This window comes from Amycolatopsis sp. NPDC043885, assembly GCF_056435685.1.
This window is the reverse complement of sequence record NZ_JBWKEA010000013.1, coordinates 105,551-120,679: the sequence shown is the minus strand read 5'-3', so window position 1 is coordinate 120,679 and position 15,129 is coordinate 105,551. Positions and strand designations below refer to the sequence as shown.

The 15,129-nt window shown below is 73.7% G+C and carries 2 protein-coding genes; both read left to right on the top strand.

Annotated elements, in window-relative coordinates:
- The first annotated feature begins 94 nt into the window (after positions 1–94).
- Complete coding sequence (locus tag AC069I_RS30485) at positions 95–8,194, top strand: amino acid adenylation domain-containing protein (RefSeq protein ID WP_478266974.1); 8,100 nt, start codon at positions 95–97, stop codon at positions 8,192–8,194.
- Positions 8,191–15,126: an amino acid adenylation domain-containing protein gene (locus AC069I_RS30480; protein ID WP_478266973.1), complete on the top strand. Its 6,936-nt coding sequence runs from the start codon at positions 8,191–8,193 to the stop codon at positions 15,124–15,126. The genes AC069I_RS30485 and AC069I_RS30480 overlap by 4 nt, the downstream gene beginning before the upstream one ends.
- The last annotated feature ends 3 nt before the right edge of the window (positions 15,127–15,129 follow it).

The window sequence follows — 15,129 nt, the reverse complement described above, 5'->3', positions numbered from 1 at the left end:
GGACCGGGCGCCGAACCGGAAGTTCAATCTGCCGAGGCCTGTGAAGTCCGGCCGGGTCACGAGGGGGTTCAGCGGGTTGCGGGTAGATCTGGGTGTGTTCGAACGGGTACACGAGGCGTTCGAGGAGCAGGCGAGAAGGACACCCCACCGCTGTGCGCTCGTCGCGGGCGACGAGCGGCTGAGCTACGCCCGGCTGGACGAGGTCGCGAACACGGTCGCGCACGCCCTGCTCCGCCGTGGGGTTGCTCGCGGAGACCTGGTCGGCGTGTGCCTGCGCCGCGGCCGGTGGCTGATGCCCACACTGCTGGGGGTGCTGAAGGCGGGCTGCGCGTACGTCCCGCTGGACCCGTCCGCTCCCCCGGCGCACGGCGCGTCGGTCGTCGCGGACTCCGGACTGTCACTGGTGGTGGCGGACGAACCGGATCCGGTCGCGCTCGCGGACGCCGGCGTGCCGGTGCTGGCCGTCGGGGACGTCGCCGCATCGCCCACGACCTCCCCCGGTGTCCCGGGTTCCGGCACGGACCTCGCGTACGTGATCTACACGTCCGGCTCCACCGGCAGGCCGAAAGGTGTCCAGGTCGAGCATCGCAACGTGCTCGCGTTGCTGGCGTGGGCGGCCGCGACCTACGGCGACGACGAACTGCGTGGCGTGCTCGGCGCCGCGTCGGTCTGCTTCGACGCGTCCGTCGCCGAGGTGTTCCCGCCCCTGGTGACCGGCGGGAGCCTGGTGCTCGCCGAGAACCTGCTCGCGCTGCCCGGACTGGCCGCACGGGACGAGGTGACGTTCGTCCAGGGCGTGCCGTCCGTGCTGGCGGTGCTGGCGCGCACACCGCTGCCGCGTTCGGTGCGGACCGTCGCGATCGCGGGCGAGGCACTGCACCGGTCGCTCGTCGACCGCCTCTACGCCAACGAGGGCGTGCGGCGGATCGTGAACTGCTACGGCCCGACCGAGGCGACCGTGAACTGCTCGTGCCACGAGGTCGCCCGGGACGGGATGGACGACCCGCCGATCGGAACCCCGCTTCCCGGCGCCGCGTTCTCGGTGCGGGACGCCGACGGTCGCGCGCTCGGCGACGACGAGGTCGGTGAACTGTGGGTCAGCGGGACGCTCGTGACCCGCGGGTACCTGGGGCAGCCGGAGCTGACGGCCGAGAAGTTCGTGGCCGACTCCCGCGGCGTCCGGCACTACCGCACCGGTGACCTGGTCCGGCGCCGCGACGGCGTGCACCACTTCGTCGGCCGCGCCGACGACCAGGTGAAGGTGCGTGGCTTCCGGATCGAACCGGGACAGGTCCAGGCGGCGCTCCTCACCCATCCGGCCGTCGGCAACGCCGTGGTGCTCGCGCCTGCCGACGAACACGGGGAGCGCAGGCTCGTCGGGTTCGTCGAACCGGCCGGTGACGGGGTGTCCGAGCCGGAGTTGTCGCGGTGGCTGCGGTCGCGGCTGCCCGCGCACCTGGTGCCGTCACGGATCGCCGTGCTCGACGCGATCCCGCTCGGCACGACCGGAAAGGCGGACCGGACCGCGCTGGCGGCGTGGGTGTTCGACCGCGGGGACACCGAGTACGCCGCCCCGGGCACCGAGGCCGAGCGGCTGGTCGCCGAGGTGGTCGCGACCGCGTTCGGGCTGCCGGGAATCGGTGTGCACGACCGGTTCTCCGAGTCGGGCGGGCACTCCCTCGCCGCGGCTCGTGCGGTCACGCGGCTGCGGGAGAGCACCGGCCGGGTGGTGACGCTGGCGGAATTCCTCTCCGACGGCACGGTGGCGGCGGTCGCGCGGCGGCTCGCCGACGCCCCGGCCGCGGCGTCCTCGGTGGCGCTGGAGGCACACCCGGACCGGGAGTACTACCCACTGACCGGCACGCAACGGGATCTGTGGACCCTCGCCCAGCTCGGCTCGACCGGCACGGCAACGACCGTCGCGTGGCGGCTGCGGTTGCGTGGGCGGGTTTCGGTGCCCGCGCTGCGGGCCGCCGCGGACGGAATCGTCGCGCGGCACGAGGTGCTGCGCGGCACGATCAGCGACCACGACGGCGAACCGGTCATGGTGGTGGGCCCGCCGGTGCCGGTGCCGGTGGACGTGCACGACCTGCGCGGGCTCGCCGACGCGAACCGCCGTGCCGGGGAACTGGCCGCGGCCGCCGCCCGGCACGCGTTCGACCTCACCCGGGACACGCCGCTCCTGCGGATCACGCTGCTCCGCCTCGCCGACGACGTGGCCGACCTGATCGTCGTGTCCGACCACATCGCCACCGACGGCGCGTCCATCGGCGTGCTCATGGCGGAACTGGCCGGCGCGCCCCTTGCTTCCTTCGCACAGGTCGGTGCGGTGGCGTTGCGGGAACGCGCGCTCGCGGAAGTGCCCGGTGAACGAGACCGGGTGGCGGCGTACTGGTCGGGCGAGCTGGCGGGAGCGATCCCGCCGGACGCCCTGTTCGACCGCGTCGTGCACGGACGGCGGCGTTTCGCCGGGGAGCGGATCAGCACGCCACTGCCCGAGTCGCTGGGGTCGGCGGTGCGCGCGCTCGCCGAAGCGACCGGGGTGACGCCGTTCGCGGTGTACCTGTCGGCGCTGGGGGTGCTGGTCGGCGAGCTGGTACGCGGCCAGGACGTGCTGCTGGGGATGGCGGCCGCGCACCGGGACCGGCCCGAGCTCGAACACACCGTCGGGCCGCTGGTCGACGTCCTGCCGGTCCGGTTACGGATCGAGGCGGGCACGTCGTTCCGCGACCTGCTGCGCGCGGCCATGACCACGGCGGCGCACGCCATCGACCATCAGGGCCTGCCCAGCGGTGAACTCGCCGGACTGTGGGGCGGCGACCGGCCGGCCGGGGTACCGCTCACGCCGGTGTCGATCGCGGTGCAGCCGGACGGCATCCCGCTGTCGGCGCACGGGCCGGACACGCGGCTGGACCTGCTCGGCGAGCTGCCGACCGGCGGCAGCCACACTCCGCTGACGGTGTTCGTGAACGCCACCGTGGGCGGCGCCGAGCTGATCGTCGAGCACGACCCGTCGTGGCTCGCCCCCGACCGCGCCCGCTGGTTCACCCGTTCCCTGCTGCACCTTCTGCACGCCGCGGTGTCCACACCGGACATCGCCCTGTCCGCGCTGTCACTGGCGGCGGACGGGGAACTCGCTGAGCTGACGTGGTGGGGCACCGGCCCCGCGCTGCCCGCCGACGACGCGGGTGGTGTGCCGGACGCGGTGTGGCGCAACGCTTCGAGGACACCGGACGCGGTCGCGGTGTCCGCTGAGGGCGGGCAGCTGACGTACGCGGAACTGGTAGGCCACGCCGACCGGATCGCGCGCGTCCTCGCCGCGGCCGGGGTGGCGGCCGGGGACACGATCGGAGTGTGCCTGCCGCGCGACGAGTTCCTGCCCGCCGCGCTGCTCGCCGTCTGGCGGGCAGGTGCTGGGTATCTGCCGCTCGACACCGAGCAACCCGTCGCGCGGCTGGCCCGGCTCGCGAGTGAGGCCCGCCTGCAGGTCGTGCTCACTCGTGGCGACGCCCAGCCGGTGGCGTCGGAGATCGCCGACGCCGTGCCGGGCCTGTGCGTGGTCAGCGCCGACCGGGCCGACGGAGTGCCCTTCGAGCCGGTGCTGCCGGACGGCGACGCACTCGCCTACGTGCTGTACACGTCGGGGTCGACCGGGCGGCCCAAGGGTGTCGAGATCAGTCACGCGAACCTGCACGCGTTCGTCCGGTCCCGCGGGCTCCGCCCCGGCATGACGCGGGACGACGCGATGCTCGCGCTCGCGCCGCTCGCCTTCGACGTGTCCGCCGAGGAACTGTGGTGGCCGCTCGCCACCGGCGCGCGCTGCGTCGTCGCCGATCGCGACAGCGCCGTCGACGGCCACCTACTCGCGCGGCGGATCGCCGAGGGCGGCGTCACGGTCGTCGATCTGACCCCCACGAGCCTGCGGATGCTGCTCGCCGCGGGCTGGACGGGTGACCCCGCGCTGCGGCTGCTGCTCGGCGGCGAGGTACTCGACCCGGACCTCGCCGCGAGGGCCCTGCCGCTGGTCGGCGAGCTGTGGAACGGCTACGGCCCGACGGAGACCACGGTCGCGGCGACCGCGCACCGGGTCACCGGCCACGACCGGGACCGGGTCCCGATCGGTTCGCCGACGCCGGGCGCCCGGCTGTACGTCATGGACGAGGCGGGCAGGCTCGCTCCGCCCGGCGCGATCGGTGAGCTGTGGATCGGTGGCGCCGGTGTCGCGACCGGCTACCGGGCACGGCCCGAGCTGACCGCGTCCGCGTTCGTCGCCGACCCGGTGCGGCCAGGCGAGCGCTGCTACCGCACCGGCGACCTGGTCCGGTGGCGGCCGGACGCGACACCAGTGTCGCGTGACCCTGCTTGCCTTACGCCGCTGCGGCCCACGCGGCCCCTGGCTGCGTCGGAGAAAAGCCCAAGTACGTCCAGTACGAGCGACTTTTCTCCGTCTTGCCAGGAACCACGTGGATCCACAGCGGACGCAAGGCAACAGGATCACGCGACACTGGAGTTCCTCGGCCGCGCCGACGACCAGGTGAAGGTGCGGGGCAACCGGTTCGAGCTCGACGAGATCGAGTCGGTACTGCGTGGACTGTCCGATGTGGACGACGCGGCGGTGACGGTGGCCGCGGACGGCGTGGACGCGCACGTGATCGGCTACCTCACCCCCGCGACCGTCGACGCGGCGGCCGTCGAGCGACAGGCGCGGCGGCTGCTGCCCACGTACATGGTGCCGAGTTCGTGGCGCACCCTGGACACGCTCCCCTTGCTGCCCAACGGAAAGCTCGACCGGCGCGCACTCCCGCCGGTGACCGTCGCCCCACCGGCCGCGGCCGCGCCGCTGTCGGAGGCCGAGGCGGTGGTCGCGCAGGTGTGGCGGGAATGCCTCGAACTCGACGAGAGGATCGGCCCGGACAGCGACTTCTTCGCGCTCGGCGGCCGGTCGCTCGCGGCGACCCGGGTGGTCGGCCTCCTGCACACCCGGCTGAGACGCCGGGTCACCGTCCGCATGGTGTTCGACCACCCGGTGCTCGCCGACTTCACCGCACGGCTCGACGAGGAAGCCGCTTGCGACGACCGCCCGCTCGTCGTCCGCACGGACCCGGACGCACCCGCGCCGCTGTCTTCGACGCAGCGCATGCTGTGGTTCGCGGCGAAGCTCGACCCGGGCAGCGCCGCCTACAACTCCCCCACCGTGCTGCGGATCCGGGGCGTGCTGGACGAGTCGCGGCTGTACCGCGCGATCCGTGCGCTCGCGGCGCGCCATCACGTGCTGCGCAGCCGGTTCACCGAGATCGACGGGGAGCCGGTCGCGCTCCTCGGACCGGTCGATGCCATTCCTATGTCCATTGTGGACACTGACGAATCGGAGACGGGCGCGGCGGTGGCGGCCGAGATCCGGCGGCCGTTCGCGCTGGACGCCGCGCCACCGCTGCGCGTGATCCTGTTCCGGCTCGCACCGGACCACCACGTGCTGACCCTTACCTGCCACCACATCGCCACCGACGCGGTCTCCCAACGGCTCCTGCTGTCCGAAGTGGACCAGTTCTACCGCACGGAACCCGACGACTGGCCGTCGCCACCGGCGATCCAGTACGCCGACCACGCCACGTGGGAACGCGAACAGGACCGGTCCGAGGGGCTCGACTGGTGGGAACGGCGGCTGGCGGACTTGCCCGCGTTGCGCCTGCCCGCCGACCGGCCCCGCCCCGCCATCGCCGACTGGACGGCGGACGAGGTCCCGATCCGGCTGTCCCCGGTCGTCACCGGCCGGGTCCGCACCCTGGCGAACGACGCCGGGACCACCCCGTTCACGATCCTGCTCGCGGCCTGGCAGCTGTTGCTCGCCCGGCTGGCCGGAGTACGGGACCTCGCGGTCGCGGTGCCGCACAGCGGCCGCCGCTCCGCCGACCTGGCCAGGATGGTCGGCTTCTTCGTCGACACCGTGGCCGTCCGTGCCGACCTCGGGGCCGACGCCCGGTCGGGCCTCGACCTCGTGGCCAGGACACGCGACGCGGTACTCGACGCGTTCGCGCACGCCGACGTGCCGTTCGACGAGGTCGTGCGGCGGCTCGCGCCCGAGCGGGACGCGGCGAGCACCCCGGTGTGCCAGGTGATGATGAACGTCCTCGACGAGCAGCCGACCGCGGCGCTCGGCGACCTGGCCGTGACGGTGCTGCCGCAACCGGTCGCCACCGCGTTGTACGACCTGAACCTGGACCTCGCCCGCACCGGCGACGGCTACACGGGCAGGCTCGTGTTCCGCACCGACCTGTTCGACCGGACCACGATCGAACGCTGGGCCCGCTGGTACGGCGCCCTGCTGGACCGGCTCACCGCCGATCCGGGCGCCGCACTGTCCACAATAGACATACTGGACGACGCGGACCGCGCCGAACTGCTCGCCTGGGGCACCGGTAAACCTTTGCCCGCCACGCGAACCGTGGTCGCCGACGTGCTCGCGCAACCACCCGGCGCGGTGGCGACGTCGTCGCCCGCCGGACGACTGTCCTATGCGGACCTGGCCACCTGGTCGGCACAGGGCGCCCGCGGTCTGCTCGCCGCGGGTGTCACCACCGGGGAGGTGGTCGGCGTGTGCCTGCCCCGCGACGAATACCTGCCCGCCGGGCTGCTCGCGGTGTGGCGGGCGGGTGGTGCGTATCTGCCACTGGATCCCGGCCATCCCGCGGACCGGATCGCGGCGCTCGCCGCCGACGCCGGAATCCGGGTCGTCGCCGCCCGCGGCCGTGCACTGGACGTGGCCCGCGCCGCACTTCCGCACCTGACCGTCGTGGACCTCGACTCCCCCGTCACGGACACTCGCCCGCTGCGGGAGCCGGACCAGGACGACCTCGCCTACGTCCTCTACACGTCCGGCTCGACCGGCAGGCCGAAGGGCGTCGCGGTCACGCACGGGAACCTCTCCGCGCTGGTCCACGCCTTCCGCGAAGTCACCGACGTGCGGCCTGCCGACACGTGGCTCGCGGTGGCGCCGCTCGTGTTCGACACGGCCACCGGCGAGATCTGGACGACGCTGACCGCTGGCGCGCACTGCGCGATCGCCGACCGGGACTGTGCCGTCGACGGACACGCGCTGGTACGGCGGCTCGTCGCGACCGGCGCGACCCGGTTCAACCCGACCCCGACCACCTTGCGGATGCTCGTCGCCGCCGGACTTCCCGATCTGCCGGGACTGCACGTGCTCTCCGGCGGTGAAGCCCTCGACGTCGCACTGGCGCGGCAGCTCACCGCCCGGGTCGCGAGCGTGCGCAACTGCTACGGCCCCACGGAGACCACCATCACCGCGACCACCCATCTCGTGACCACCACCGACCTGTCCGCCGACCGGCCGCTACCGATCGGCGGACCGATCGCCGGCACCCTGCTCACGGTCGTCGACCCGTTCGGCCAGGCCGCGCTTCCCGGCGCGGTCGGCGAGTTGTCCATCGGCGGCGCCGGCGTGACACCGGGCTACCGGGACCGCCCGGAGCAGACCGCGGCCGCTTTCGGCGTCGACCCGCTGCACGGGGTTCGCTCCTACCGCACCGGCGACCTGGTCCGCTGGCGCGCCGACGGCGTGCTGGAGTTCCACGGCCGCACCGACCACCAGGTGAAGATCCGCGGCAACCGGGTGGAACTCGGCGAGGTGGAGCATGTGCTGCGCACGGTCGCCGGAGTGACCGACGCGGTGGTCGTGGTGCGTGCCGGGGAAGGCGAACCACATCTCGTCGGCTACCTCACTCCGTCCATTGTGGACACCGACGCGGTGGCGGCCGTGCTGCGCGGACGACTCCCCGACTACGCGGTGCCGCACCGGTGGGTACCGCTCGACGCGTTCCCGGCCACGACGACCGGCAAGGTGGACCGCGCCGCGCTGCCCGCACCCACGGCACCGGCGCGACCGGACAGCCCACCGGCCTCGGCGGTCGAGGAGCTCGTCGCGGTGATCTGGGCCGAGGTGCTCGGCCGAGAGCGGGTCGGCGCGCTGGACGACTTCTTCGGCCTCGGCGGACATTCGCTCGCCGCGACCAAGGTCGTCGGCCGCCTCGGCGAGGCGCTCGGTTTCGCGGTCCCGGTGCGGTGTCTGTTCGACCGGCCGGTGCTGCGGGAGTTCGCCGCGGAACTGGAACGGATCGCGATGACCGCACTGGCGGAGGACGACGCCATCGATGTCCCGTCGGGGAGCACGGTATGACCGACTCGCTGGTCACCCCCGCACAGCGGCGCATGCGTGAGCTGCTCGCCGACCGCGCCACCGCCGCACTGCGTGGCGGCGCCCCCGCCGCGGAGCCGGCCATCCCCCGGCTCCCCCGCGACGGGTCGCCGGTGCCGCTGTCGCCCGCGCAGGCCAGGCTGTGGTTCCTGGCCCGCTTCGAACCCGGTGGCCACGCCTACAACCTGCCGCTCGTGCTCGAACTGACGGGACCAGCCGACGAGACCGCGCTGCTCGCCGCGGTCCGCGACGTCGCCGACCGCCACGACGTGCTCCGCGGCGTGTACCGGGAGATAGACGGCGAACCGATGCGGTGCGCCGGACCCACCGTCCCGGTGTCCACTGTGGACGTCACGGCGGCGGAGCTGGACGCCGCGGTGGCCGCCGAGGCCACCCGTCCGTTCGCGCTCGAAGACATGCCACCGATGCGGGCCGTGGTGTTCCGGGTCACCGCCGACCGGCGGGTACTGGCGTTGACGTTCCACCACATCGCGATGGACGCCCCGTCGGTCGCCGTCGTGCTCGACGACCTCGCCGCCTGCTACACGGCCCGCCTCGGCGTCCGCGACATGCCGCCGCCACCGGCTCTCCAGTACGCGGACCTGGTGGCGTGGAACGGTTCCAGGCCGGGCACCGCCGAGGCCGACCTGGACTGGTGGTCCGAGCGGCTCGCCGGGCTCCCGCCGGTGCTGGAGCTGCCGACCGACCGGCCCCGTCCGGCCGTGGCCGGGGACGAGGGCGCCGAGGTCGAAGTCGAAGTGCCCGCCGCGCTCACCGCGCGACTGCGGGAGATCGGCCGCACCACCGGCGCCACCCCGTTCATGGTGTTCCTGGCGTGCTGGCAGACCCTGCTCGCCAGGCTGGCCGGGACGACCGACGTGCCGGTGGGGGTACCGGAGTCGGGCCGGCGCCATCCGGACGCCGAACGGGTCGTCGGCTGCTTCGTCGACACGCTGGTGCTGCGCACCGACCTGGCCGGGGCGACCACCGGCCGTGAACTGCTCGCCGCCGCCCGGGACACGGTGCTCGACGCGTTCGCGCATACGGACGTGCCGTTCGAGCGGATCGTGGAGCGGGTCGCGCCCCGGCGCGGGCTCGACGCGTCGCCGGTCTTCCAGGTCATGCTCAACGTGCTCGACGAACCGTCGCGGGCACCCGAGCTGCCCGGTCTGGCCGCCCGGGTCACCGAACCGCCGGTGCGCAGCGTCAAGTACGACCTGAACCTCGCGCTGTCCCGGTCCGGCGATGGCTATTCGGGCGGGCTGGCCTACCGCACCGACCTGTTCGACCGGGGCACCGCGGAGCGGATCGCCCGCTGGTTCGTCTCGCTCGTCGACGGGATCACCGCGGACCTCGACCGACACGTGGCCGACGTGCCCCTCGAAGTCGTCACTACCCCGGCGCTGGCGGGCCCGGAACCGGAGTGGACCGGACTCCGCCCGGTGCACACGCTGATCGAGGACACCGCCGACCGGTACCCCGACCGCGTCGCCGTGGTCGGCGCGACCGGCACGCTCACCTACCGGCGGCTCGACGAACGCGCCAACCGGATCGCGCACCGGCTGCGAGCGCTCGGAGTCCATGCCGACGAGCCGGTCGGGCTGCTGCTCGAACAGGGCACGGACGTGGCGTGCGCGGTGCTGGGCATCATGAAGTCCGGCGGCGCCTACCTGCCGATGGACACCACCTATCCGCAGGCTCGGGTGGCCGCCATCCTCGCCACCGCGGGCGCGCGGATCCTGCTCGCCGAACCCGGCATCGACATCACCGTTCCCGGGGTCACGGTGCTGACCGTCGACGATGCGGTCGCTGCCCAGCCCAGCACCCGGCTGGACGTCCCGGTCGCGGGGCACGACCTGATCCACGTGATCTTCACGTCCGGTTCGACCGGTGCGCCGAAGGGGGTCGCGGTCGAGCACCGCAACGTCGCGCACTACCTGTCGGGCATGCTGCCCCGGCTCGGCGACGTGGCGGGCGCGTCGTTCGCGGTCGTCTCCACCCCGGCGGCCGACTTCGGTCTCACCTGCGTGTACGGCGCGCTGACCACCGGCGGCACCGTCCACCTGGTCGACCGGGACACCGCGATGGATCCGGAAGCCTTCGCCGGGTATCTGGCCGAGCATCCGGTCGACGTGCTCAAGTGCGTGCCCAGCCACCTGGAACTCCTTGCCCGGCATGGAGATCTGGCCTCCGTGCTGCCGAGGCGGCTGCTGATCCTCGCCGGCGAGGCGTGCCCGTGGTCGCTCGTCGAGCGGGTCGAGGCGGCCCGTCCCGGTCTGCGGGTGCAGAGCCACTACGGGCACACCGAGAGCACGATGATCTCGATGACGTGCGACGTGGCGGCCGTCCCGCCGCACGAGCGCACCGGATACGTGCCACTCGGCACGCCGCTGCCCGGGGTCGTCGGCCATCTCGTCGACGCGCGCGGCGAGGTCGTGCCCGACGGCATGACCGGCGAACTGGTGATCGGCGGGCCGCAGATCACCCGCGGCTACCTGGGCGACGACACGCAGACCGCGGCCCGGTTCGTACCCGATCCGCTGGGCACCGGCGTGCGGTGCTTCCGCAGCGGCGACCTGTTGCGTGTCCGTGCCGACGGCACCGTGCAGTTCCTCGGCCGCGCCGACGACCAGGTGAAGGTGCGCGGCCACCGGGTGGAACTGGGCGAGGTCACCGCCGCCCTCCGCGACGTCGACGGGGTGGCCGAGGCCGTGGTGCTGCCGGTCGGCGCCGGTCTGGACCGCAGGCTCGCGGCGTGGTTGGTGCCCGCGCCGGGTGCCGATCTCGCGGTCCCGGCCGTGCGGCGGGCGCTGCGTGACCGGTTGCCGGACTACATGGTGCCGGGCTCGCTCTCGGTCCTGGACCGCTTGCCGCTCAACGCGAACGGCAAGATCGACCGGGCGGCGCTACCCGACGCGGCCGAGCGGGAGCCTGCCGCGCGGCGGCCGGTGGCGACCCCGGCCGAGCGGCTCGTGGCGCGGGTCTGGGGCGACGTGCTCGGTGTCGCCGACATCGCCGCTGACGACGACTTCTTCGCCGTGGGCGGTCATTCCTTCGCCGCGGTGCGCGTGGCGGGACGGCTGGGAGAGGCGCTGCGCCGCGACGTCGCCGTGCGCACGGTGTTCGAGCACCCGGTGCTGGCCGACCTCGCCGCCGCGCTGGCCGCCGACCCGGGCGGCGTGTTCGGCGGGGCGCCCATCCCCGTGCGGCCGGACCCCGAAGCACCCGCGCCGCTGTCGTCCGCGCAGGCGCGGCTGTGGTTTCTCGAACTACTCGGCCCGGGGTCGGCCTATCACGCCGATCTCGTGCTGCGGCTGCGCGGGCCGCTGGACTCGACGGCGATGGCGCTCGCGGTCCGGGACGTCGCAGCACGGCACACCGTCCTGCGCAGCGTGATCGAGGAGCGGGACGGCACCCCGGTGGCCGTGCCAGTGCCCGCCGACCGCGTGCCCGTGTCCATTGTGGACATCGCGGCCGACCGGGTGGACGCGGCGTGCCGGGCCGAGCTGGCGCGGCCGTTCGCGCTGGACCGGCAGCCGCCGCTGCGGGCTTCGCTGTTCCGGATCGCCGCCGATGAGCACGTCCTCGCGCTCACCGTGCACCACATCGCGACGGACAACTGGTCGCGCGGCGTCATCGGCAAGGACCTCGCCGACGCGTACGCCGCCCGGCTCGCGGGATCGGCACCCGACGCGGCCCTGCCCGTCCAGTACGCGGACTACGCCGCCTGGCTGGCCGCCCGCGGGCGCGACGAGGACCTGGACTGGTGGTGCGACCGCCTGTCCGGGCTGCCGCCGCTGCTCGCGTTGCCGACCGACCGGCCCCGCCCGGCGGTGGCCGACTGGTCCGGCGGGCACGTACGGTTCGCCCTCCCCGCCGAGCTCACCGCACGCGTCCGGCAGGTCGCGGCCGAAGCGGGTGTGACGCCGTTCATGGTGCTGCTGGCCTGCTGGCAGGAACTGCTCGGCCGCCGCGCCGGGACCGACGACGTCGCGGTCGGCGTACCGGAGTCCGGACGGCATCACCCGGACGTCGAGTCGACGGTGGGCTGTTTCGTGAACACGCTCGTATTGCGCACGGACCTCGGCGGCGACCCGACCGTGCGCGAGTTGCTCGGCCGGTCCCGCGAGACCGTGCTCGGCGCGTTCGCGCACGCCGAGACGCCCCTCGAAGGGATCATCGAGCGGCTGCGGCCGGAGCGGTCCGTGGCCGCGACGCCGATCTTCCAGGTAGTGCTGAACGTCCTCGACCAGCCGGCGACACCGCCCGCCATCCCGGGTGTCGAAGTGACGGCCGTCCGCGACGCGGGCGAGCAGGTGAAGTTCGACCTCAGCATGGTGCTGGTCAACGACGGCGACACCTACCTCGGTGGCCTCGCCTACCGGGCCGACCTCTTCGACGCCGACACCGCGGAAGGGATCGTCGCCGACTTCCAGTCACTCCTGACCGGCTTGCTGTCCAATGTGGACCAGCCGGTCGCCGCGGTCGGCCCGGCCCGCGCCGGGTCCCGCCCGGTCACCGAGCCCACCGACAGGCCCCTTGCCGCGCCGGTGACCGGATCGGGCGCGCCGGAAACGCCGACCGAGCAACGCGTCGCTAAGGTGTGGGCACAGGTGCTCGATGTACCCGAGGTCCGTGCGGACGACGACTTCTTCGCCCTCGGCGGCCATTCGTTCACCGCGGTCCGCGCGGTCCGGCTGATCGACGAGCGGCTTCGGGTCATCGACCTGTTCCTGCACCCGACCGTCCGCGAACTGGCGGCTCATCTCGACGCCGGGCAGGAGACCGGCGACGGGCGCCTGCTGCACCGTCTCTCCCCCGCCCGCGCGGGCACACCGGACGTGACGCTCGTCTGCGTGCCCTACGGCGGCGGCTCGGCCGCGGTGTTCCAGCCTCTGGCCACCGAACTCGCTGCCGCCACACCGGACATCGACCTGCTCGCCGTCGAACTGCCCGGACACGACGTGGCCCGGCCCGACGAGGCGTTCCGCACCGTCGACGAGGTCGTGGACCTGCTGGCCGACGAGATCGGCCGGACCGTCACCGGCCCGGTCGCGGTGTACGGGCACTGCGTCGGCTCCGCGGTGGCCACCGCGCTCGCCGCCCGGCTCGAAGCCGACGGCCGCACCGTCGCCGGAGTGATCGTGGCGGGCAGCTTCCCCTCCGCACGCCTGCCGGGCAAGCTTTCCGCCTGGCTGCAGCGCCGGTTCCCGCGCGAACGCTGGGTGGCGGACCGGCTCTACCGGGACACGCTGCGGGCCACCGGCGGACTGCTGGACGACATGGACGAGGCCGCGAGCGCGGCGATGCTGCGTGCGCTGCGGCACGACGCCGGACAGGCGCAGGCGTGGTTCGGCGGCGCGCTCGACCCGGACGCCGGGCGGACGCCCCGGCTCACGGCGCCGATCCTGTGCGTGGTCGGGTCGAGCGACCCGGCGACCGAGCTGTACCAGGAGCGGTACCGCGAGTGGGGTGTGTTCGCCGACCGGGTCGAGCTGGCCGTGCTGCCCAGGGCCGGGCACTACTTCCTGCGCCACCAGGCCGCCGACGTCGCCGCACTGCTGCGGGACCGGCTGCCCCGCTGGGCCGCCGGTGACCTGCCGCCGGAAGTCGGCGACGTCCCGGTCGCCGCGACCGCGACCCGGCGCGGGCTCCGCGCGTTCTACACCGTGGCGGGCGGCCAAGCCGTGTCGATGATCGGCAACGAACTGAGCGCGTTCGCGCTCGGCGTGTGGGCCTACCAGCTCAGCGGACGCGTCATCGACCTCGCGCTGGTCGTGTTGCTCGCCCGCGTGCCGAGCATGCTCCTGACCCCGGTCGGCGGCGCGCTCGCCGACCGGGTGGACCGCAGGCGGATCATGCTGTGCTGCGACCTGACGAGCGGCGCGGCGATGGCCGCGCTCGCCATGCTGGTCGCCTTGGGACGGCTCGATCTCGTGGCCGTCTGCGTGATCGTCGGGGTCATGTCGGTGGCGTCGGCGTTCCACCGGCCCGCCTACCTGGCGGCGATCGCCCAGCTGGTGCCGAAGCCGTACCTGCCGCAGGCCAACGCGCTCGCCGACATGGGCGCCGGGCTCGGCACGATACTCGGGCCGGTCCTCGGCGGTGTCCTCATGGGACTGTCCGGACTGACCGCGGTCGTCGTGGCCGACGTCGCCACGTTCGCGATCGGGGTGACCACCCTGGTACTGGTGCGGTTCCCGAACCGGATGTTCTTCACCCAGGCCGAACCGTTCGCGAGGGCGGTCACCGGCGGATGGAAGTTCGTGCTGCGCCGCAAACCGCTGCTGGTGATGATCGGCTACTTCGCGGTGGTCAACTACTTCACCGCCGTGATGTGGGTGGGGCTCACCCCGCTGGTCCTGTCGATCGGCTCGACGGGCGAACTGGGTGTGGTCAGTGCCGTCGGCGGGATCGGCGCCGCGGTCGGCGCACTCGTCGTGGTCACCTGGGGCGGCACCACCCGCCGTGCCACCGGCATGATCGCGTTCGTCATCGGCTCCGGGCTCGGGGTGGCGCTGATGGGGGCGTGGCCGTCGGTGTTCGTGGTCGCCGCCGGCCTGTTCGTGCGGCTGGCGTGCATGAGCATCGGCAACGCGCACTGGCTGTCGATCATCCAGACGAAGGTCGGCCAGCAGCTGCAGGGCCGGGTGCTGGCGATCAACGTCATGCTGGCGACCGCCATGCAGCCGCTCGGGTTCCTGACCGCGGGACCGCTCGCCGACCGGCTCGGCGGCTTCGCCACGCTGATGGTGGTCTCCGGTGCCGTGCTGATGGTGTGGGGTGTGCTCGGGCTGCGGTACCGGCCGCTGCGCGACATCGAGGACCTGCTGCCGGACGCGGCGCCACCGGCGGAGATCGACGCCGATCTCGACCGGGTGCAGGCGCTCGCCGACCGGAATCTGGCGCGGTGACGG